Annotated in this window: 16 protein-coding genes; 9 read left to right on the forward strand and 7 right to left on the reverse strand. The window is 54.7% G+C overall.

From position 1 onward, the window contains the following. Positions 1 to 15 precede the first annotated feature (15 nt). From DCC81_RS07490 to DCC81_RS07500, 3 genes are all read right to left on the reverse strand, one after another. A complete protein-coding gene (locus DCC81_RS07490; protein ID WP_108685932.1) occupies positions 16 to 2,907 on the reverse strand; it encodes a gliding motility-associated C-terminal domain-containing protein in 2,892 nt (963 codons plus the stop codon). A 151-nt stretch (positions 2,908 to 3,058) separates the two neighbouring features. Further along, positions 3,059 to 7,957 (reverse strand): PKD domain-containing protein, encoded by a 4,899-nt coding sequence (locus DCC81_RS07495; protein WP_165806471.1) that lies wholly within the window; start codon positions 7,955 to 7,957, stop codon positions 3,059 to 3,061. A gap of 259 nt (positions 7,958 to 8,216) precedes the next feature. After that, entirely contained in the window at positions 8,217 to 9,719 is a 1,503-nt protein-coding gene (locus tag DCC81_RS07500) for a carboxypeptidase M32 (protein ID WP_108685934.1), read from the reverse strand. A gap of 172 nt (positions 9,720 to 9,891) precedes the next feature. Here DCC81_RS07500 and DCC81_RS07505 point away from each other — a divergent pair, with 172 nt between their 5' ends. From DCC81_RS07505 to DCC81_RS07525, 5 genes are all read left to right on the forward strand, one after another. Then, the gene (locus tag DCC81_RS07505) at positions 9,892 to 10,986 is read left to right on the forward strand and encodes a Nif3-like dinuclear metal center hexameric protein (RefSeq protein ID WP_108685935.1); all 1,095 of its coding nucleotides are present in this window, start codon (positions 9,892 to 9,894) and stop codon (positions 10,984 to 10,986) included. Positions 10,987 to 10,989: 3 nt separating this feature from the next. Next, positions 10,990 to 11,742 carry a zinc ribbon domain-containing protein gene (locus DCC81_RS07510; protein WP_108685936.1) on the forward strand — a complete coding sequence of 251 codons (753 nt, stop codon included), beginning with the start codon at positions 10,990 to 10,992 and terminating at the stop codon, positions 11,740 to 11,742. A gap of 276 nt (positions 11,743 to 12,018) precedes the next feature. Continuing rightward, positions 12,019 to 13,503, forward strand: a complete 1,485-nt coding sequence (locus tag DCC81_RS07515) for a tetratricopeptide repeat protein (protein ID WP_165806472.1) — start codon at positions 12,019 to 12,021, stop codon at positions 13,501 to 13,503. A gap of 155 nt (positions 13,504 to 13,658) precedes the next feature. Then, positions 13,659 to 15,311: a DNA repair protein RecN gene (gene recN / locus DCC81_RS07520; protein ID WP_108685938.1), complete on the forward strand. Its 1,653-nt coding sequence runs from the start codon at positions 13,659 to 13,661 to the stop codon at positions 15,309 to 15,311. A 61-nt stretch (positions 15,312 to 15,372) separates the two neighbouring features. Then, positions 15,373 to 16,185, forward strand: coding sequence for an enoyl-ACP reductase FabI (locus DCC81_RS07525; protein ID WP_108685939.1), 813 nt, complete (start codon positions 15,373 to 15,375; stop codon positions 16,183 to 16,185). Positions 16,186 to 16,323: 138 nt separating this feature from the next. On the opposite strand, the gene DCC81_RS07530 is transcribed toward DCC81_RS07525, so the two are convergent. Continuing rightward, complete coding sequence (locus DCC81_RS07530) at positions 16,324 to 16,545, reverse strand: DUF2795 domain-containing protein (protein WP_012794455.1); 222 nt, start codon at positions 16,543 to 16,545, stop codon at positions 16,324 to 16,326. Between the two features lie 97 nt (positions 16,546 to 16,642). On the opposite strand from DCC81_RS07530, the gene DCC81_RS07535 reads away from it, so the two are divergent. Further along, a complete protein-coding gene (locus tag DCC81_RS07535; RefSeq protein ID WP_108685940.1) occupies positions 16,643 to 17,317 on the forward strand; it encodes an ABC transporter ATP-binding protein in 675 nt (224 codons plus the stop codon). A gap of 75 nt (positions 17,318 to 17,392) precedes the next feature. Here DCC81_RS07535 and DCC81_RS07540 read toward each other — a convergent pair whose 3' ends face one another. The 3 genes from DCC81_RS07540 to gatC are packed head-to-tail and all read right to left on the reverse strand — an operon-like array spanning position 17,393 to position 18,975. Then, positions 17,393 to 17,965 (reverse strand): cob(I)yrinic acid a,c-diamide adenosyltransferase, encoded by a 573-nt coding sequence (locus DCC81_RS07540; RefSeq protein ID WP_108685941.1) that lies wholly within the window; start codon positions 17,963 to 17,965, stop codon positions 17,393 to 17,395. 14 nt (positions 17,966 to 17,979) lie between these two features. Next, the gene (locus DCC81_RS07545; protein WP_108685942.1) at positions 17,980 to 18,681 is read right to left on the reverse strand and encodes an ABC transporter ATP-binding protein; all 702 of its coding nucleotides are present in this window, start codon (positions 18,679 to 18,681) and stop codon (positions 17,980 to 17,982) included. Positions 18,682 to 18,684: 3 nt separating this feature from the next. Further along, complete coding sequence (gatC, locus tag DCC81_RS07550; RefSeq protein WP_108685943.1) at positions 18,685 to 18,975, reverse strand: Asp-tRNA(Asn)/Glu-tRNA(Gln) amidotransferase subunit GatC; 291 nt, start codon at positions 18,973 to 18,975, stop codon at positions 18,685 to 18,687. Between the two features lie 166 nt (positions 18,976 to 19,141). Between gatC and trpS the strand changes: the two genes are divergently transcribed. The 3 genes from trpS to DCC81_RS07565 all read left to right on the forward strand — a co-directional run bounded on the left by trpS (position 19,142) and on the right by DCC81_RS07565 (position 21,837). Continuing rightward, positions 19,142 to 20,140, forward strand: coding sequence for a tryptophan--tRNA ligase (gene trpS / locus DCC81_RS07555; RefSeq protein WP_108685944.1), 999 nt, complete (start codon positions 19,142 to 19,144; stop codon positions 20,138 to 20,140). 46 nt (positions 20,141 to 20,186) lie between these two features. After that, entirely contained in the window at positions 20,187 to 20,822 is a 636-nt protein-coding gene (locus DCC81_RS07560) for a deoxynucleoside kinase (RefSeq protein ID WP_108685945.1), read from the forward strand. Between the two features lie 202 nt (positions 20,823 to 21,024). Beyond that, complete coding sequence (locus DCC81_RS07565; protein WP_133177593.1) at positions 21,025 to 21,837, forward strand: hypothetical protein; 813 nt, start codon at positions 21,025 to 21,027, stop codon at positions 21,835 to 21,837. Positions 21,838 to 21,877: the final 40 nt, after the last annotated feature.

Consider the following 21,877-nt stretch of genomic DNA (forward strand, 5'->3'; position numbering starts at 1 on the left):
ATTTCGGTTTTTCGGTTATCTCAATAAAGTCACGTTGCCCTTCAGCTGGAAGGGCTGGCTGTTGTCGCAGACCATATCCGCTACGTACACGTACACATCCGAGCCGGCGGGGTGGCCTTTCACGGTGCCATCCCAGCCGGCGGTGATATCGTCTACGTTAAAGTTGTTGCGTTCAAACATCAGTGCCCCGTTGCGGTTAAAGATGCGGAAGTACTTCACGGTGGCAATGCCCTTGCCGCGGATGTAGAAGATGTCATTCATCCCATCGCCATTGGGCGTAAAGGTGTTCGGGATAAATACCACGTTCTCATCGCACACCAGCACAACTTCTGTAACCGCGGTGGCCGTACAGCCGTAACTGTTAGTGCCGGTGATGCTGTAAGTAATAGGCTTGCGCACCGCCGCCATGGTGCTGGGGCACGTGGTGCAGTCTATATAATCTGCCGGGCTCCATTGCCAGCTGATCACGTCGGGTGTGCCGGTGGCATTGAGCGGTACCACGCTACCCACGGTTACAATTTCCCGCTGGGGTGTGCTCACGGCAGGCAGCGGGTTCACCGTGATGGTCACGGACTTGCTGTCTGTGGGGCAGGCAGGGTCGTTGCTGCCGGTTACCGTGTAAGTGGTGGTGGTATTGGGCGTGGCCACCGGGTTGCCTATGCCGGGATCTGTAAGATTAGTGGTGGGGCTCCAGCTGTAACTCTTGGCCCCAGTGCTTTTCAGCTGGGCGGCGGTGCCCTCGCAAAGCGCGGTGTCATTGCTGATGGTCAGCTGTACGGTGGGCACTACCTGCAGGCGCAGGCTGTCCTCCACGGAGCAGCCAAAGGTGTTGGTAGCCTGCACGTGGTAAAGCGTGTCCATGGCGGGTGCAGCCGTGGTACTGGTGCAGTTGGTGCAGCTCAGGTTATAGTTGGTCAGCCATTGCACGGGGGCGTCGGAATTGGCCGTCAGCGTTACGGACGTACCTTCACAAAGCTTGGGTGCAGAGCGGCTGGTAAAGAGGTAAGGGGTGGGATTGATGGTGATGTTCCTGAGTGTAGAGTCCATGCAGTTGCGTGCATCCGTGATCACCAGCTTCACAGGGTAGGTGCCGGAAGCGGAATATGTAATGCCCGCAGGTGCCTGCTGGGTGGAGGAAACCCCGTTGCCCAGGTTCCAGGCCCAGGTAATGATGGGAATGTTGGAAGCCGGCACGGAGGTGTTGGAAAAATTTACCTGCTGGCTTACACAGCCTGCATTGGCCAGTGTAAAATCGGCCGTGGGCGCTATTACGCTGATGTGATTGGCCTTGCGCACCGTATCGTTGCAATAACGGGGATCATTATACGAAATCACCAGCCAGTCTGATTTTACACCGGTCTGGTTCAGCACTTTGGTTACGTCTGTAAGCGCAGGGCCATCCTGCTGGGTGCCGTCGTCAAAGCGCCAGCTGTAGTTGGACACCAGGGGGCCCGGTACATTCAGCACGGAGTAGGTGGCGGAAGTGCCGCGGCACACGGTGTTTACACCGGTACTGAAGTCCGGCGTAAAATCATAGAGCGTATCAATGGCGGTGCTGCTGCAGCCCCCGGAAGTGAGGGTAAGGCGCACAAAATATTTACCCGTGCTGGCGTACGTATGTGTTTCGTTTTGCGCATTGCCGGTAGCATTATCCCCATAAGCCCATTCATACGTGTTACCTGGAATTTCTTTGGAAGTATTGGTGAAAATGAACTGGTGCTTGTTGGTACAGTCACGGATGAAATCAAAGGAGGCCACGGGCCCGTTCACCTGCACGGTTACCGGTGTGGCGGCGGTGAAGCAGCCATTTGAGCCGGCGCTCATATTCACCGTAATACTGCCATTGTTCTGGAAGTTGTGGGTAATGTCCGTGGCGGCGCCGCTTTGTGCGGTACCATCACCAAAGTTCCAGTTATACGTATCTGCCCCGGAGGAAGTGGCTACCAGGCGCACCGCATCACCCGCGCATACGGGATTGGGTGTTACGCCAAAGTTGGCTGTGGCCGGGGCTTTGCCGGCCCACACCAGGTCATTGTAAGCGGCACTGGCGGTACAGCCACTTTGTGTGGTTACCGTGAGGGTTACATCAAAACGGCCGGTACCATTGTAAGTATGCAGCACTGCCGGGGTGGCCACGGTCTGGCTTTGACCGTCTCCAAACTGCCAGGCATAGCTTACTATGGGATCGTTCTTGATGTTGCTCATGGAGGCAGACAACACCGCATCCAGCGGGGCGCAGCCCGCCACGCCGGCAGGGCCGGTGAGCACTGGCAGGGCCACCTGGATGAATTGTTTTTTAACGATTGTATTCGTACAGCCGTTACCGTTAGTAACGGATAAGGTCACATCGTAAGTGCCCGCCTTTTGATAATTGTGGTTTACCGTGGCATTGGTAGTGGATACCGTGCCGGTACCATCGCCAAAATCCCACACGCGGATGGTGGCAGCAGGCGTAAGGTCTGTGAAGGTGGGCGTATAAGGTTTGCAGCTCACGGCATCGCTTACACTAAAATCGGGCGTGGGCAGTGCATTGATCACCAGGTCCTTGCTGAAGGTTACCGGCCCGCTGCCGTAGTAGCTGGTCAGCACCACGTGGTAAGTGCCGGCCACGGTGTAGGTTACCTGTGGGTCGGCCACCTGCGACTGGCGCCCGTTGCCAAAATCCCAGTTATAGGAAAGTGCACCGGAGGAAGAATTGTTATGGAACGAGATCACCGCCGGCGTGCAGGCGCTGGCCGGGGTAGCGGTAGTAGAGAATGAAGCTTGTTGGGCGTGTAATGCAGCACCCGCCAGCAGTCCGGCTGTAAACAGGCCCAGGGTCTTGTACCTGGAGCCACAATAGGCCAGGAAGTCTTTCATAGGTATGTTCCTTGTTTTAATGCCGCCTTCCGGGTCTACATTTTTCACACAGGCGGATTGGGTACAGATTAACCAAAGTTAATATTAATTAATTGATTTACATGTAAAATAATTGTCGTATATGTGTTAAGGAGTGCCCGGTACAAAAAAGGCAGGAAGCCCGGTGAGCTTCCTGCCTTTTTCCGCAACCTGGTATTTTTTACCGCAGCAGCATAATGCTGCCTTTCAGCGTAAAGTGTTCCCCGGTTTCGCAGATCAGCTCTGCGTAGTACACAAATGCATCGGGAGGCGCCGGCTGGCCGCCCACGCGCCCATCCCAGCCATAAGCAATATCCTCTATCGGGAAGTTGTCACGCTGGAACATCACCTGTCCCCACCGGTTATAAATACGGAAAGTGGTCACCACCTTTACGCCCCGGCCTCGGATGTAAAAGATATCGTTCATGCCATCCCCGTTTGGCGTAAAGGTGTTGGGCACAAAGGCAGCGCCATTGCACACCACTTTAAAGTTAACCTGTTCTATGGTCGTACAGCCGTATTGGTTAGTGGCCGTAATGTTATAAGCGCCGCTGTGGGTGGGCGTTATCGTGGGGGTGAGGCAGTCCGTGCAGCTCAGCCCATCGGTGGGGTACCAGGATACGGTGGTGATATCACTGCTTCCCTGCACCTGTACCGGTACTGACTCCCCGGCCATTACCGTTTGGTCTTTTACCACTTTCAGTACCGGGGCCGGGTTCACGGTTACGTTCACATCCGCTGTTTCGGTAAAGCAGCCGGTCTTGTCTTTTGCCGTTACCGTGTACACCGTGCTGGTGGCGGGCGTAGCCATGGGATTAGGTATGGAAGCGCTGTTCAGTCCTGTAGCCGGCGACCAGCTGTAAAGGTCTGCCCCGCTGGCCAGCAACTGCGTGCTCTGGCCCTCGCACACCGCTACCGCGGGAATGGCGTCCAGCGTGAATTTGCGCACCACGCTCACGCGGGCAGAGTCGTAATTGATACAACCGGCTGCGTCCTGTACCTGTACGCGGTAAAGGGTATCGATATCCGGCGATACCTGGGTACTAAGTGCATTGATATTGCTGGTGTGATAGTCTGTCCAGGTTACCGTGTTGCCAGGTGCCACCATAGCGGTAAGCGTGGTGGAGCTGCCCTCGCAAACGCCCGCCTCGCGCGGTGTTACCGTCACTGCAGGTGGCGGGTTCACGATCACGTTGGCCGTGGTGCTGTCCGGGCAACTGCCATCCGAGTTTTCCACTTTCAGTTTTACGGGGAAGGTGCCTGCGTTGTCAAACAGGATGGAAGGTGGCTGCTGGGTCGTGTAGGTGCTGCCTTTGATCTGCCAGGTCCATTTGGCGTTGGCCAGGTTGGCCTGGTCGTGGCCCACCGGCTGGTAAGTGTTGCCAATGCAAAGCGTGGGGATCACGTCTATCACCGGTTGTGCCTTGGCCTTTACATCCACGTCGTACGTGACCGGGGGCGCCACGCAGCCACCGGGAGAAGTTACCCGCATGGTGGCGGTATACTTGCCCACGGAGTAGTTGTGGGTGGCCGTATCGCCGGAGGCCGTATTATCCGGGCCCGTAGTACCAAAGTCCCAGGTTACCTCGTTGGGCAGGCCCAGCACCTGTTGTGCCACGGATGCTGAATTGGCAATGAAGGTCACCGGGCCGCCGTTACAGGCAAGGGTTGCATCCACGACCAGGTTGGTGCCAATGCTGTCCACCACCACCTCATTATCGCCCATGGCCGGCACCTTACAGCCGTCTGCATCTTCCAGCAGCAGGCGGGGATGGTACACGCCGGGCTGCGTGTAGGTGTGGGGCTCGGAGGAAGCGGTAACCACATTGGTAGTACCATCGTCAAAGTCATAAGTGTAGCGCACCGTGTTGGTGGCATCGTTCACCCGGGCGGTGAGTGCCAGGGGCGGGCATCCCAGCTTGGATGACATGGACAGGGTGCCATCAGGGCCTTTCACTTTCACGGTTTCGGTGGCCTGCGCTGTGCACTCGCCCAGGGAGGTTACCGTGAGCACAATGTCATAGGTGCCCGGCCGGTTGTAAATGTGGGTGGGTGTGGCCAGGTCGCTGGTGCCGCCATCCCCGAAATCCCAGGAAGAGGACTTGGTATCGGTAGAGTTATTTTCAAACTTGGCCAGCACCGGCGGGCAGGTATTGGAGATATCCGGCAGGCTGAAGACAGCTTTTGGATCGTGCACCGTCACGGCCTGCGTCTTGGTGATGGAGGCTGTACAGCCAATGGCATCCATCACATTCAGCGTAATGTCGTAAGTGCCGGCGGCGCTGAAAGCTTTGTAAGGCGTTTCGCCGGTGGCAGTGGTGCCATCGCTGAAGGTCCAGTTTACCTGGCTGAAAGGCTGGGGATTGTTGCCAATGTCTTTGGATGCATTGGCCAGGCTAATGGGCGCACCCGGGCAGCCGTAAGGCGATCCGAGGGTGAAGTCGGCCTTGGGCTGGTTCAGGTTCACCGGCAGCGTTACCCCGTAAGGCCCGCAGCCCGCGCTGTCTGTGACGGAGTAGGTAACATTAAAACTCAGGTTGTCGCCGGCAAAGGTGTGGCCGTAATCGACGGGCCTGGTGGTCAGCTTGCCGGTGCTGGGGCTATCATCTCCCCAGTCGAAGCGCCAGCTGGTAATAGGGTCGCTGGGCACGGCAATGCTTTTGTCGGAGAAGGTGATCTCTTTGCCCACGCAATTGGCCGTAGAGGTCACCGCCACCCTGGCCACCGCACCATTGATGGCAATGGGGATCTGGTTGGTCACACGGGCGCAGCCCACGCCATCCGTGTAGCGGAAGGTGGCCGTGAAGTTAGCGGGCTGGGTGTAATGCATGGAAAAGTCATTGGTACCATTTCCGTACGGCGATGCAGGGTTAATGTCCCAGGTGCCGCTGGCAATTTCTTCCGGCGTAAAGTTAGACAGGTGGTAGGTAATATCATTGTTCATACACACCGTATCCTTATCGGAGGTGAGCAGCGGATGCGGGTCCATCACGGTTTTCACCAGCATGGTATCGGTTTGGCAGCCACCATCTGCCACGGTGAGGCGGATGGTGTCGCGGCCTGTTTTGGCGTACGTGTGGGGGGCCGGGTCTTTATCCGTCACCACGGGAGATCCATCACCAAAATCCCAGGCGTAGGAGGGGCTGCCGGCCGGGTCCACCCTGGAAGTATTGGTCACTGCGGCCACGTAGGGGTGGTCGCAGTCCTGCTTCAGGGTAAAGATGGCCACCGGGGTGCGGATGGTCAGGTAATCCACTTTCTGTGCCCTGGTCACGCAGCCATTGTTGGTAGCGGTGAGGGTAATGGTCTGTTTGCCCGGTATAAGGAAGGAATGGGAAGGCGTTTGTTCTGTAGAAGCACCATCGTTGCCAAACTGCCAGAGCCACACGATGGAATCATTCAGGGGCACGGGCGTGGTCAGGTTCTTAAAAGCGATCGGTGTTTTGGCGCAGGCCACCAGCGGGTCGGCGCTGAAATCCACGGTGAGCGGGGTGCCCGTTTGCACAGCTCCTTTGAACACAGTATCCTTCACACACCCGCCGGCAGTGTGCATGGTCAGTTTTATATCAAAGTCGCCCTGTTTCGTGTAGGTGTGGGTAGCGGGGTTACCGGTACCGGTGGTGCCGTCGCCAAAGTCCCAGTCAAGGCTTGTCACGGGGTCTTTGGAAGTAATGGTGGGTGCAAAGGTGGCGGCCAGCGGCAAGCAGCCGGAAAGCATGTCCAGCTGGGCCACAGGCTGCTCCAGTGCTACGGTGTCCACCACTTTGGTCACATAGCAACCATCGGCATTGGTAGCAGAAACGCTCACCAGGAAAGTGCCCTGGTTTTTGAAGGTGTGGGTCACCGTTTGCCCGGAGCCGGTGGTGCCGTCGCCAAACACCCAGTCCCATCTTACAGCGCCGGAAGTGTTGGCAGTGAAGGTAGCCGTGTAAGGCGCGGCGCAGCTGCCGATGCGCGTGGGCACGTTGCTGATGGTGGCCATGCTGGAAATATTCACAGCCTTGGTGATGGGACTGCTGGAGCAGCCCACGGTGCCCACGGCGGTCATGGTAATGTTGTAAGTGCCGGCGGTGTTAAACTGGTGTTGCACCTGGTTGCCATATCCCGTGGTGCCATCGCCAAAGTCCCATTGGGCGCCACCCGTAGCGGGCGATGAATTATTGGTAAAGGTGACCATCCTGCCTGCGCAGGTATTGGACACCGTAAAATCTGCCTTAATGGGATGGATGGAAAAAGTAGCAGGTTCACTGACCGTGGTACAGCCCTTGGCGGAAGTGGCGGTGCACACTACCTTGAAATCGCCTTGCTGGGTGTAGGTGTGGGTGCCGGTATTGTCTTTGGTACCATCGCCATAGTCCCACAGGTAAGTTTCACCCGGATCTGCCTGGGCGGCATTGCTGAAGTGCACGGTCTGCGGTACGGAGCAGGCACCGGTAATATCACTGGTAATGGTGATCAGCGGGGCCACGTCCACATGGATGGAAGCATTACCCGTAAAGGGCGCACTTTTACACCCAAAGCTGTTGGTGATCACCAGCGATACCGGGTAGGTAACACCATCCGGGTGGTTGGCCGGCACGGTAGGATCTATCGTGTAAGTGTGGCTGGTATTGGCATTCTGGTCTTCCCCGAATTTATCGCCATAGTCCCAGGCTGCGCTGGCAATGGTACCATCGCCGGCGGTGCTTTGGTTGGTAAAGTGCACCGTGAGCGGCGAGCAGCCTTCCGTAACGGAGGGCGTAAAGGCCGCTGTGGGCAGGTTGTACACCGTTACGGTTTGCGTGGCTGTTTTTTTGGTACCGCCGTAAGTGGCCGTGAGGGTCACCGTGTAGGTGCCGGGTTTGGTGTACACATGCGAGGCATTGGGCAGGGAGGAGTGGCCGGTGCCTTCCCCAAAATACCAGTCCCACGCGGTAGCGCCGGCCGTGGAAGTATTGGTGGCATTTACAGCCAAACTACCACAACCATGATCGTTATCCAGCGTGAAGGACACAGTTTGGGCAGCAGCCGGCAGTGAAGCAAGTCCGCACAAAAAGAGCAGCAGGCGGCTGGCCATACGTTGAAGTTGGCGAGTTTTCATGAGGATAGGCATGATCCCGGGGCGGTTTGATAGCGCACCGGAACAGTGGTTTTAAAAATAAGGCTATACCTGGCACATCGGGCCAGGCGGTTTTTCATCTGGTTTATCAGTCAGACACGGCGATCTTCAATTTTCCGAACCGAAAATTGGCAGGTGCTCAAATTTACAAAATACATGCCACTGGCAACAAATTAAATATTGATGAAGAGGGCCAATGTTAAGTTTATGCTCCGCAGGCATCTCCGGGGTTTGTCCCGGGCTAAAATTTGTAGATCTCCCCGTACTTCGCTTTGGCATAATCCAGGAAATAGCTGAACTGTAATTCTGCGCCGGTTACTTTTTTACACAGTTCATTGGAGGTGTAAAACCGGCCATGGGCGTGTATTTCCCTGCGCAGCCACTGTAAAAGGCCGGTATAGTTACCAGCCCGGATGCCGGCATCCAGGCCCGGCACCTGCTGCTGGGCGGCGGCCATGAACTGGGCGGCATAAAAGCTGCCCAGGGAGTAGGTGGGGAAGTAGCCAAAGCTGCCATGCGACCAGTGAATATCCTGCAGCACGCCCTGTACATCGTCCGGCACTTTTACGCCCAGGAACTGCTGGTAGTGCTGGTTCCATACCGCAGAAAGGTCTTTGGTATCCAGGCTGCCCTCCAGCAGGGCCTTTTCAATTTCATAACGGATCATTACGTGCGAGTGATAGGTCAGCTCATCGGCCTCCGTGCGCACCAGGGAAGGCTGCACCTGGTTGATGGCATGGTAAAACGCCGTGAGGGGCACGTCCTGCAGGTTTTCCGGGAAGAGGGCCTGGAGCAACGGGTAGTGGTGCTCCCAGAATGCCTGGCTGCGGCCAATGTTGTTCTCCCACAGGCGCGATTGTGATTCATGGATGCCCAGGCTGGCGGCTTCCCCGCAGGGCAGGCCATACTGGCTGGCAGGCAGCCCCTGCTCGTAGAGGGCATGGCCCCCTTCGTGGATGCAGCTCCAGGTCATGTTGCCAAAATCATTTTCATCCACGCGGGTGGTTACACGCACATCTTCCGGGCTGAAGCTGGTAGTAAAGGGATGCTCGGAAAGGTCCTGGCGGCCTGCTTCCAGGTCATAGCCCATGGCGGCCAGCAGGTCCATTCCAAAGGCCCATTGTTTATCGCGGGGATAGGTTTTGAACAATACGGATTTATCCACCTGGGGCCGGCCCGCGATCTGCTGCAGCAGCGGTGTAAGGGCGGTTTTCACTTCCCCGAAAATGGTGTCCAGCATGGCTACCGTGGCGCCTTTTTCATATTCATCCAGCAGGGCATTGTAAGGATGACCGGTGTAGCCCAGCAGGTCTGCTTCCTGTTTTTTCAGGGAGATCATGTTGGCCAGTTCGGGGGCAAAAAGCTGGTAATCGTTGGCCTTGCGGGCCTTTATCCAGGCGTGGTAGCTGGCATTGGTGGCCTGGCTCAGGGCCGCCACAAAGGGCGCCGGGTATTTCAGGTGTTTTTCATAATCTTCCAGGGCCAGGTCCACGTTGCGTTTGGGCACCGCGTCCAGGTCATGGCGCTGGTGCAGTTCGCGCAGCAGGTCGCCCAGGGCTTTTTCAGTGCTCAGTTCATGCGCAATGGACGACAGGGTAGTGATCTGCTGTCCGCGGAAGCCCGCCCCCTTTTCCGGCAGATAGGTTTCCTGGTCCCAGCCCAGCACGGCCGTGGCCATGCGCACATCTGTGATCTTTTGCATTTTGGCTTTGAAATCGTCGTAGAGGGCCTGTGTGTTGGACATGGTGAATTGTTAAGCGTGAATAGGAGTAAAGCAAAAGTAACAAATCGTTTGCGAGGCGTATAAGGTCTTGGATTATATTTGAGGTCGTTGAATGTATTAACCATTTACGGTTTACGCCGGTTACTATCGTTGACGGTGCACCATGAACGATTTAACCACTAACAATTAACGAATGAAGATCAGGGAAATCATCAACACCATCGCGGCTTTTGCGCCGCCGTCGCTGCAGGAGGGGTACGATAATGCGGGGCTTATTTTCGGGAACCCGGACTGGGAGGTCTCCAACGTGCTGCTCACGCTGGATGCCACGGAAGACGTGATCCGGGAGGCGGTAGACAAGGGCTGTAACCTGGTGGTGGCCCACCATCCCATCGTGTTTGGCGGGCTGAAAAAGATCAATGGCAATAGCTACGTGGAGCGGGTGGCCATCCTGGCTATCAAGCATGACATAGCCGTGTATGCGGCACATACAAACCTGGACAATGTGCTGGCCGGGGTCAATGCCCGCATGGCGGAGCAGCTGGCCCTCCGGGATTGCCGCATCCTGGATCCCAAGCCTTCCCTGCTTAAAAAGTTGTACACTTTTGTGCCCATGGCCCAGTTGGAGCAGGTGCGGGCGGCGGTATTCGCCGCAGGCGCAGGCCACATCGGGCATTACAGCGAGTGCAGTTTCCAGGCCGATGGCCAGGGCACTTTTAAGGGCGATGACAGTACCAGCCCCTTCGTGGGCCAGCCCGGCCTCCGGCATACGGAGCCGGAGGCCAAACTGGAAGTGGTACTGCCCCGCTACCTGGAAGGCGCCGTGGTAAAGGCTTTGCTGGCTGCCCACCCTTATGAGGAAGTGGCGTACGACCTCGTATCGCTGGATAACAGCTGGGGCGAGGCGGGCGCCGGCATGGTAGGCTGGCTGCCGGAACCCATGGACGAGATGGCTTTCCTGCACTTGGTGAAGGAGCAGTTCAGGACCGGCTGTGTGCGCTACACTCCCCTCCGGGGCAAGCCCGTGCACAAGGTGGCCCTGTGCGGCGGGGCCGGCAGCTTCCTGCTGAAGAAGGCCATTGCCGCGGGCGCGGATGCCTATATCTCCGCCGATTTTAAATACCATGAATTTTTTGATGCTGATAATCAGCTAGTTATTGCTGATGTAGGGCATTTTGAGAGCGAGCAGTTTACAGTGGAATTATTTTATCATATATTAACACAGAATTTCCGTAATTTTGCGCCTCTTAAATCTAGCATTCGTACAAACCCGGTAAATTATTTATAAAGCATGGCTACTGTAAAAGAATTCTCCGTAGAAGAAAAATTATCCTCTGTGCTGCGGTTACAGAAGATCGATTCCAAACTGGATGGGATCCAGGTGCTGAAGGGTGAGTTGCCAATTGAAGTAAAAGACCTGGAAGACGAGATCGCAGGATTGAACACCCGCCTCCACCACATTGAAGACGAAGTGGCCGGCATGCAGGACTTCATTACCAGCAAAAGGAACGCGATCAAGGAATCAGAAGCCCTGATCAAGAAATACGAGAAGCAGCAGGACAACGTGAAGAACAGTCGCGAGTTTGAAGCCATCACCAAAGAGGTGGAAATGCAGCAGCTGGAAATCAAACTGTCTGAAAAGCATATCAAGGACGCCAACGAAGAGATCCGTGACAAGGGCCGTGTCCTGGAAAACGCCCGCAAAGCGATTGCTGACAAGGAAACGAACCTGAAGCACAAAAAGGGCGAACTGGAAAAGATCGTAGCCGAAACAGAGAAGGAAGAAAACGCCATCCGCAAGGAAAGCGAAGAAGCCCGTACCAAGGTGGAGCCCCGCCTGCTGGCCGCTTACGAAAAGATCCGCACCAATTACCGCAACGGCCTGGCCGTAGTGACCGTATCCCGCGATGCCTGCGGCGGTTGCTTTAACGCCATCCCGCCCCAGCGCCAGGCTGAGATCCGCCAGCGCAAAAAGATCATCGTTTGCGAGCATTGCGGACGTATCCTGGTAGACAACGACCTGGAAGCATCTGTTACTATTTAATCAGCTTCTTTTTGATATGGAAAGGACAACCGGTTTTCATGGTTGTCCTTTTTTTATGCCCCGGTTATAACGGGATGCTAATGGCCATAGACAGATAATGGACTGGAAATTGCTGCTGTGGTACCTGTAAATGGCAGGCACGCTGGTTTATTGGAAAATGACTGCGTGGAGCGTAATTTGCATAAAGACACTAGTTCAATCCCTTTTTTGGAATTTGGAAGTTGAGTTTGTGATCTCCTTGATATGGGAAATTGTGGATTTGGAAATTCTATCAGCATGCGATTATTTGTGACCGTTTTCCTTTGTTTACTGCCTTTCTTCTCCTTTGCAGCGGAGAAAGTATTTGACTTCAACGCCCGCTGCCAGCAGGCATATGATGCGGTGATGCAGCTGCGTATGAATGACGCCAAAGCCTTGCTGGATGCGGAAAAGCAGGAACATCCTGATAACCTCATTCCTTACTACATTGATAACTACCGCGACTTTTTCCCCTTATTCTTCAATGAAGATCCTGCACTGTACAATGCATCCAAAGGCCACCGCAGTGAGCGGCTGGACCTGATGGCTGCCGGGCCTTCCAGCTCTCCTTATTATTTGTTTACACAGGCGGCTATCCGCTTCCAGTGGGCCTTTGTGAAGCTGAAGTTTGGTGAGAAGTGGGATGCGGTTTGGGATATACGCAAAGCCTACGTGATGCTGAAAGACAACCAGCGCAGGTTTCCCGGTTTTACACCCAATAGCTTGCTGCTGGGTGCTATGCAGGCGGTGTTTGGCACCATTCCCGACGGGTACAAATGGATCACGAATATCCTGGGCATGCGCGGTAATATACAACAGGGCATGGCCATGGTGCAGCGGTTTGTGAGCAGTACAGATCCCAATGCACAACTGTTCAAAGAAGAATCCTACTACTATTATTGCTACCTCAAAGTATTCATTGAAAACAAGCCGGACGAGGCGTTTGCCTTCATGCAGCAACGGCAGCTGGATACGCGCAACAACTTCCTGTTTGCCCTCATGGTGGCCAATCTTTCTATGAACAACCAGCGGGCGGATATGGGCATCCGGGTGCTGGAAAACCGGGATGACCACGCCAGCTACCTGGAACTGCCTTACACCAATTATCTCATGGGCGTCATGAAACTGGAGCGCCAGGATACGGATGCAGCGGCATACCTGGAGAAGTTCGTCACCCAGTTCAAAGGGAAATTCTATGTGAAAGAAGCTTACCAGCGCCTCAGCTGGGCCTACCTGCTGCAAGGCCGTATGGACCAGGCAAAGCGCTACCGGGAAGCAGTGCTCACGCATGGCAATACGGAAACCGATGCAGACAAACAGGCACAGAAGGATGCAAAGTCCGGTCACTGGCCGCACCCGGCCCTGCTCAAAGCCCGCCTGCTCAGCGATGGCGGCTTTTTCAACGAAGCCATGAAAGTGTTGCTGACCGTGCATGCGGCCGACTTTCCGGCCATGGAGGACAAGCTGGAATATGCATACCGCATGGGCCGTGTGCTGGATGAAATGGGGCAGGAGGACAAAGCCATTGCCATGTATACCGCCACCATCCGTGTGGGTGCAAACCGGCCGGAATACTACGCGGCGCGGGCGGCCCTGCAAATGGGCTATATCTACGAGCGGCGCAATGATAAGAGCAAGGCGGCGGAGTGCTACCGCACCTGCATATCCATGCCGGACCATGATTATAAAAATTCGCTGGACCACCGCGCCAAAGCAGGTTTGGAGCGCCTTGGCATGGATTAGGGCGCGTGCGCACATACAATGCGTAACGGGCGGGTATGTTTACGGCGTGAATGTTACTGCTAATACCGTGAACTGAAATTATCCGACACCCTTTTTTTAATATCCCGCGCAAATGAACTTTTCCCGTAATTTGCTGCCGGAATTGTGCCGCCATTATGCTACAACGTTTAACGATCCAGAACTACGCCATCATTGAAAACCTGGAAGTGGATTTCTCCGGGCATTTCAACGTGATCACCGGGGAAACCGGTGCCGGTAAGTCCATCCTGCTGGGCGCGCTCTCCCTGATCCTGGGCGAAAGGGCCGACCCGCAGGTGCTGTTTGATAAGCAGAACAAATGCGTGATCGAAGGCAGCTTTAACATTGAGGCGGCACAGGTGGCGGATTTCTTTGCCAAACATGAACTGGACCTGGAGCCGCAATTACTTATCCGCCGCGAGATCAGCATTGCAGGTAAAAGCCGTGCATTCATCAACGATACACCGGTGAACCTGGGCCAACTGGCAGAACTGAGCAACATGCTGGTAGACCTGCACCAGCAGTTTGATACGCTGGAACTAAGCAGCGCCGCCTTTCAACGGGAAGTGGTGGATGCCCTGGCGGGCAATGCCAGCCGTGTGCAGGCCTACCGTGCCCGCTACGCGCAATACAGCCAGGTGCTCAAAGAACTTACCCAGCTGATAGCGCAGCGCGACCAGGCCAATAAAGAACTTGATTACAATAAATTCCTGCTGGATGAGCTGCTGGACGCCAATTTTACCGAAGGGGAAGTGGAAGCCGCCGATGCAGAACTGAAGCTGCTCAGCCATAGCGAGGAAATAAAAAATACCCTGAGCCGCATTTACTTCCAGCTCCGGGAAGACGAGCAACCGGTGGTACAGCAGCTCAAGCAGCTGCAATCGTCGCTGCAAAGCCTGGCCGCATTTCATACTGCGGTGCCGGCCCTGGCGGATCGCATGCAAAGCACCTACCTGGAATTGCAGGACATTGCCCAGGAAGTATCCCGCCTCAATGACCAGGTGAACTACGACGGGGAACGCATTGCCCTGCTGAATGAAAGGCTGGCGCTGGGTTACCGCCTTTTCAAAAAACACAGCGTAACAGATACCAACGGTCTGCTGGCCGTGCAGCAACAACTGGATCAAAGCCTGCAGGGCGTGTTGAACCTGGATGAGCGCATTGCCACGCTGGAGCAGCAGCGCGATGAGCTGCATGCCCGGTTACAGGCCGCCGCCGATGAGATCAGCCAGCATAGACAAGCCATGGCAGCGCCTTTTGAAGGAAAGGTAAATGCCCTGCTGGCGCAGGTGGGCATGCCCAATGCACGCCTCAAAGTGGGCCTTACACAAGGCCCGCTGCAACCTTACGGGCAGGATGTGATAGACCTGCTCTTTGATGCAAACCGCAGCAACAACTTTGCGCCGGTAGGCAAAGTGGCTTCCGGCGGGGAGCTGAGCCGCCTGATGCTTTGTATCAAGTCACTGGTGGCCAAGTCCGTGCACCTGCCCACGCTGATCTTTGATGAAATTGACACCGGCATTTCCGGCGAAGCCGCCCGCCAGGTTGGCATCATTATGAAAGAGCTGGCAGCAGACCACCAGGTGATCTGCATTACCCACCAGCCCCAGATAGCCGGCAAAGCAGATACCCACTACTTCGTATACAAGAATGCCGGTGCAGCCCGCGTAACCACCGGTGTAAAAATACTTACACAGGAAGAGCGTATCCACAGCATTGCACAAATGCTGAGTGGTGAACGGCCTACGGCTGCCGCGCTGGAAAATGCCCGTGAAATGGTGCTGGGTTAGTATGTGAACTTTGGAAATATGAACTTATTATAATTATTTTGCTGAAATTAACATTTAACCAATGTCTCATAACTTATTAAAAGGAAAAAAAGGTATCATCTTCGGCGCCCTGGATGAAAAGTCTATCGCGTGGAAAACGGCCTTGCGTTGCGTAGAAGAAGGTGCTGAAATCGTATTGACCAATGCCCCGATCGCGCTGCGTATGGGTGAGATCAACAAACTGGCGGAGCTTTGCAAAGCCCCGGTGATCCCCGCAGACGTTACCAATATGGATGACCTGAAGAACCTGTTCACAAAATCCATGGAGCACTTTGGCGGCCAGGTGGACTTTGTGCTGCATTCCGTAGGTATGAGCTTGAACGTGCGTAAAGGCAAACATTACACGGACCTGGATTACGACTTCTTCCACAAAACACTGGATATCTCCGCCCTGTCACTGCACCGTGTGCTGCAGACTGCTTTGGGCATGAATGCCATCAGTGAGTGGGGTTCCGTGGTAGCACTGACCTACATTGCTGCACAGCGCGTGTTCCCGGATTATAATGATATGGCGGATGCCAAGTCCCTGCTGGAATCTATTGCCCGCAGCTTTGGCTACCAGTATGGTGTGAAGAATAAAGTGCGCATCAACACGGTATCACAGTCGCCCACCCGTACCACTGCCGGCAGCGGCGTGAAAGGCTTTGACGGCTTTATCAGTTACGCAGAAAAAATGAGCCCCCTGGGCAATGCTTCCGGCGACCAGTGCGCTGACTACTGCGTAACCCTGTTCTCCGATTTTACCCGCATGGTCACCATGCAGAACCTCTTCCACGATGGCGGTTTCTCCTTCACCGGTGTATCTGCTTCCGTGATTGAACAAATGGAAAAATAAATACAGCTGCTCCGTGGGCCGGGCCCACGGGGTGGTGGGTATAAAAAAATAAAAGCCGTTCTGGTCCAGAACGGCTAAATTTTTTTCGCATAGGGGTGTAATGGTGGGGATACCAAAACCGTCTTTGCTTAAGGTTCATCAATACTCATCTTCGTTAAAGAAGAAGTCGTCCTGGGAAGGATAGTCAGACCAGATGTCTTCAATGCCTTCGTAGATCTCGCCTTCATCCTCCAGCTCCTGCAGGTTTTCGATAACTTCGATGGGCGCACCGGAGCGGATGGCATAATCAATAAGTTCGTCCTTCGTAGCTGGCCAGGGAGCGTCCTCCAGGTATGAAGCTAATTCAAGTGTCCAGTACATGTTATCAAAAGTTTTACTTTTTAAATTTTCGCAAAAGTATTATTTAATTTCAAATAAACAACATCTAGTATTTTAACGGTCAATTACTTTTCCAGATATGCTTATAGCCCGCAATTTAACCAAAAATTATTCCAACCTGCCTGTACTGAAAGGTGTTGATATCCAAGTGAATAAGGGGGAAATCGTTACTATTGTCGGCTCTTCAGGCGCAGGGAAAAGTACATTGCTGCATTTACTGGGTACCCTGGATACCCCTACCACCGGGCAGATAAGCCTGATGGGCCAGGAGGTAACCCGGCTGAAGGGCCGGTCCCTGGCGGATTTTCGCAACCGGAACATTGGCTTCATCTTCCAGTTCCACCACCTGCTGCCGGAGTTTACCGCGCTGGAAAACGTGTGCATCCCCGGTTTTATCGCCGGCGTTTCGCGCAAGGCGGTCCGGGAACGGGCTGCTTTCCTGTTGGATACCCTGGGGCTTTCCCAGCGCTATGACCACAAGCCCAATGCCCTTTCCGGCGGGGAGCAGCAGCGCGTGGCAGTGGCCCGCGCCCTCATCAACACCCCGGCCATCGTGATGGCGGATGAGCCCACGGGCAACCTGGACTCGCAGAATGCAAGGGAACTGCACCAACTGTTCTTCACCCTGCGCGACCAGTTTAGCCAGACCTTTGTGATCGTGACCCACAATGAAGAACTGGCCCCGCTCAGTGACCGCCAACTGGTCATGAAAGATGGTAAGATCGTAGACGAGATCCTCTCAGCCCGCCCGTAAAGCTGCCGGTGCATACAAAGCGAAACGCGCAAGGGGGATGGCCTTTGCGCGTTTTTTTATGCGTGGTCGTATCGTTTATTCCTCGTTTGCTTTCCTGGGCCTCCATGGAATTTCTGCAACACCCAGCTGTAAGCCGGTGTAGCGTGCCAGCACAAAAAGATAATCGCTGAGACGGTTCAGGTATTGCAGTATTTCCGGCACCAGTTCCTGTCCTTCTTCCTGGAGTGCCACGCACAGGCGCTCTGCGCGGCGGCATACGGTACGGGCCAGGTGGCAGGTGGAGATGGCCACATGCCCGCCCGGGAGGATGAAGTATTTCATGGGCGGCAGTACTTCATTCATTTCATCGATGGCCTTTTCCAGCTGCTCAATGTCTGCTGCATGCAGGTCAGGAATGCTCATTTTCTTTTCCTTTTCCGGGTCGCAGGCCAGGGCGGCGCCTACTACAAAAAGGCGGTCCTGGATGGTCTGCACCAGGTCCTTAATGGCGGGGCTGGTCTGGTAGTCGATCACCAGGCCAAGGAAGGAATTGAGTTCGTCCACGGTGCCATAGGCGTCTATGCGGACATGGCTTTTGGACACCCGGGTGCCGCCTATGAGGGCGGTTTTGCCCTTGTCGCCGGTTTTGGTGTAGATCTTAAATGCCATGTGGAGAGCAGGTTTTAAACGATGATCCTTTCATTGACCCGGTCAGACTCGATCACGCCGTCGCGCAGGCGCACTACGCGGTGGGCGTGGGCGGCAATGTCTTCTTCGTGTGTTACCAGTACCACCGTATTGCCGGTGGCCTGCAGGCTGCCAAAGATGTCCATGATCTCGATGGAGGTCTTGGTATCCAGGTTACCCGTAGGTTCGTCTGCCAGGATCAGGGAAGGGTTATTAATGAGGGCGCGGGCGATGGCCACGCGTTGCGATTGGCCACCGGAAAGCTCGTTGGGCTTGTGTTTGGCGCGTTCGGACAGGCCTACTTTTTCCAGCATGGCCATGGCGCGCTCCTTTCTTTCCGGCAGGGCTATGCCGGCGTAGATAAGGGGTACGGCTACATTTTCCCACGCGGTAAGGCGGGGCATGAGGTTGAACTGCTGGAACACGAAGCCGATCTGCTTATTACGTACGGTGGCAAGGTCATTTTCTTCCATCTGGCTCACATCCTGTCCACTCAGCACGTAACGTCCGCCGGTGGGCGTGTCCAGGCATCCAAGTATGTTCATCAGCGTGGATTTGCCGGAACCGGAGGGGCCCATGAGGGCTACGTATTCATTCTTACGGATCTCCAGGGATACGCCTTTGAGCACGGGCAGGGCTTGTTTGCCGGTGATATAGCTTTTCCGGATATCTTCCAGGTGGATAACAGCAGGAGCCATGTGTTATTTCTTGATTACTTTGGGTACTTTGAAATATTGATCGTTGGCCGCCGGTGCATTCTGCAGTGCAGTTTCACGGCTGATGGAGGGAACTACTTTGTCTTCCCGCAGTACATTCGCATCTTCCGTCATATGGAGGAGGGGTGCTACGCCAGTGGTATCGAGTGTGCTGAGTTTTTCTACAAAGGTGATCATGCGTTGCAGGTCCTGCTGGATGGCGGTACTTTCCTCCGGGCTGAACTCCAGGCGGGAAAGAGTGGCCAGCTGCTGTACCAGTGCATCGTTTACTTCCATAAATAAAAAGTTAATTAAATATAAGAATTGTTGGCCAAAGGTAAATAAAATAGCGGATGGCCTGCGGGATATCCGCGACCAGTGGCTAAATGCATCATGTAGCCGGGCCTGGCCCTGCAAAAGCGGGGCGGGTGCAAAGCTATTTTTCTTACCTTGCAACCCGATTATGGCAACAGAAAAAGAAATTGTGGTCAGTGGTATCCGTTCCACTGGTTTTTTGCACCTCGGTAATTATTTCGGGGCGATCCGCAATTATGTGCGGATGCAGGATGAGTTTAACTGTTATTTCTTCATTGCAGACTGGCATTCCCTCACCACGCACCCGGACCCGAAAGACCTTGCAGGCAACGTATTGCGCATGGTGGCAGAAAATGTTGCCGCCGGCCTGGACCCGGAAAAAGTAGCGCTGTTTGCACAGAGCGATGTGCCTGAAATTGCAGAACTATACATGCTGCTCAATACCCTTGCTTATAAAGGTGAACTGGAGAAAGTGCCTACGTTCAAGGAAAAGGTAAGGCTTAACCCGGATAATGTAAATGCAGGATTGCTGACTTATCCCGTGCTCATGGCATCAGACATCCTGGTGCACCGTGCCACCAAAGTGCCGGTGGGCAAGGACCAGGAGCAACACCTGGAAATGGCCCGCAATTTTGCACACCGTTTCAACACGCGTTATGGTGCAGACTTCTTCCCGGGACCACAGGCTTTCAACTATGGGGATAACCTGGTGCGCATACCCAGCCTGGATGGTGCGGGTAAGATGAGCAAGAGCGAGAACCAGATGGCCACCCTGTACCTGGCAGATGACGATGACCTGATCCGCAAGAAAGTGATGAAGGCCAAGAGCGACAGTGCTGCAGGGGGTGAAATGCCCGAATCTGTGGCGAACCTCTTCCAGCTTATGAGCCTTGTGGGCCATGCAGCTACCGTGGCTAAGTTCCGCGAAGACTTCAACGCGGGTACCATCCGTTACGGCGATATGAAGAAGCAACTGGCGGAAGATATGGTGGCATTCATTGGCCCTATCCGCGAAAAAACGCTGGAATTGCAAAAAGATAAAGTGTATCTTAACAAGATCATGAGGGCAGGTGCTGAAAAGGCCCGTGCCAGCGCCTCTGCTACCCTGGTGGAGGTTCGCAAACTGATCGGCATTAACTATTACTAAAACCCTGACCGTTACGTATATCCGTATCCGTTAGTACAGAACCGAAATGGCAAAACAGGCGAAGATCAAACATATAGCAGTAGCCGGCAATATTGGCGCCGGGAAAACGACCCTCACCTCCATGCTGTCCAAGCATTACAAGTGGGAGCCGCAGTTTGAGGATGTGGAGCATAATCCTTACCTGAATGATTTTTACGAGGACATGCCCCGCTGGTCTTTCAACCTGCAGATCTATTTCCTGAACAGCCGTCTGCGCCAGCTGCTGGACATCCAGAACGGGAAAGACATCGTGATCCAGGACCGCACGATCTATGAAGATGCGCACATCTTTGCGCCCAACCTGTACGAGATGGGCCTGATGACCAAGCGTGATTTTGATAACTACTTCAATTTCTTTGAAACGCTGAAGTCCATGGTGAAACCGCCGGACCTGCTCATTTACCTGCAGGCTTCCGTGCCCACCCTGGTGGCGCAGATCCAGAAGCGTGGCCGTGAGTACGAAGAGAACATCCGCCTGGACTACCTGAAGCGCCTGAACGAATATTATAACAACTGGATCGATAAGTACAAGGAAGGTCCGTTGCTGATCGTCGACATTGACAAGAACAAATTTGCCGAGAAGGAAGAGGACCTGGGAGAGATCATTTCCAGGATAGAATCCCAGATCCATGGCCTGTTCTAGGCGGTTTTAATACGATAATAAAGCCCGGGTGTAACATCCCGGGCTTTTTTGTGCCCTTAAAAAAAATATTTCCCCGTTAACAATTTATAAACATTCGACATCCTAACAATGTGGTAATTGCAGGTCCGCATGAGAAGCAAAGGTTAACCCTTCCATCGGTTTTGGAAACCTCGGATTTTGTAACCCTTTATTGTGATCTGGCATGAAACACTTGTTAACTGTTGTTTGTGTAATGCTGCACGTACCCCTGTGCGCACAGTCTGTATGGCCCGTTGGTAAAGATCCCGGGCTGGGCGTTTACAGTCATGCTTTTCAACAGGCATTTACCACGCTGCAACACCCTGCGGCGCTGGCGGAGCAGGGTGCTTTTACGGCCGGCACTTACATGGAGCGGCGGTTTACGCTGAAGGCCACTAATGCCTGCGTGGCGGCCCTGGCGCTGCCGGCAGGGCCAGGGGCCTTTGGGCTGAATGTGCAACGCCTGGGCTTTGGCGATTACCATGAGCAGGCGCTGGGCCTTGGCTACGGCCGGTCCCTGGGAAGCCGCGTGGATATCGGGCTGCAGGCAGATTACTTTGAAAAGTATATCGCCGGTTACGGGCGTGCGGCAGTGACCACATTTAACGGGGGCCTGCTCTGGAAAGTAACTTCCCGTGTATGCGTGGGTATGGATGTGTTCAACCCTGTGCAGCGGCGCCTGGCCAAGCTGGGGGAGGAGCAGCTCAATAGTTTGTACACGCTGGGCGCAGGCTACGCTGGCAGCCAGTTTTACGTAAGTGCCGCTGCCACCATGCAAGCCGGCCGGCCCCTGCTCACACGCGTGCTTTGTGAGTATGTACTGGTCAAACAGTTTGCCCTGCAGGCCGGCGTAGCTACCCAGGCGCAGTACAACTTTGCCGGCGTGTCCTTCCGCCTGGGCCACCTGCGCGTAGACCTGGCCGGGAGCTATCATCCGCAACTGGGCATTACACCCGGCGCAGCGGTGATCTGGAAAGGTACGGAGAAGGGGCAGTAACAACTGCACAACACTTCCCCCAGCAACCTGTTTCCCCCAA

The sequence above is a fragment of the Chitinophaga parva genome (assembly GCF_003071345.1).
GTDB lineage: Bacteria > Bacteroidota > Bacteroidia > Chitinophagales > Chitinophagaceae > Chitinophaga > Chitinophaga parva.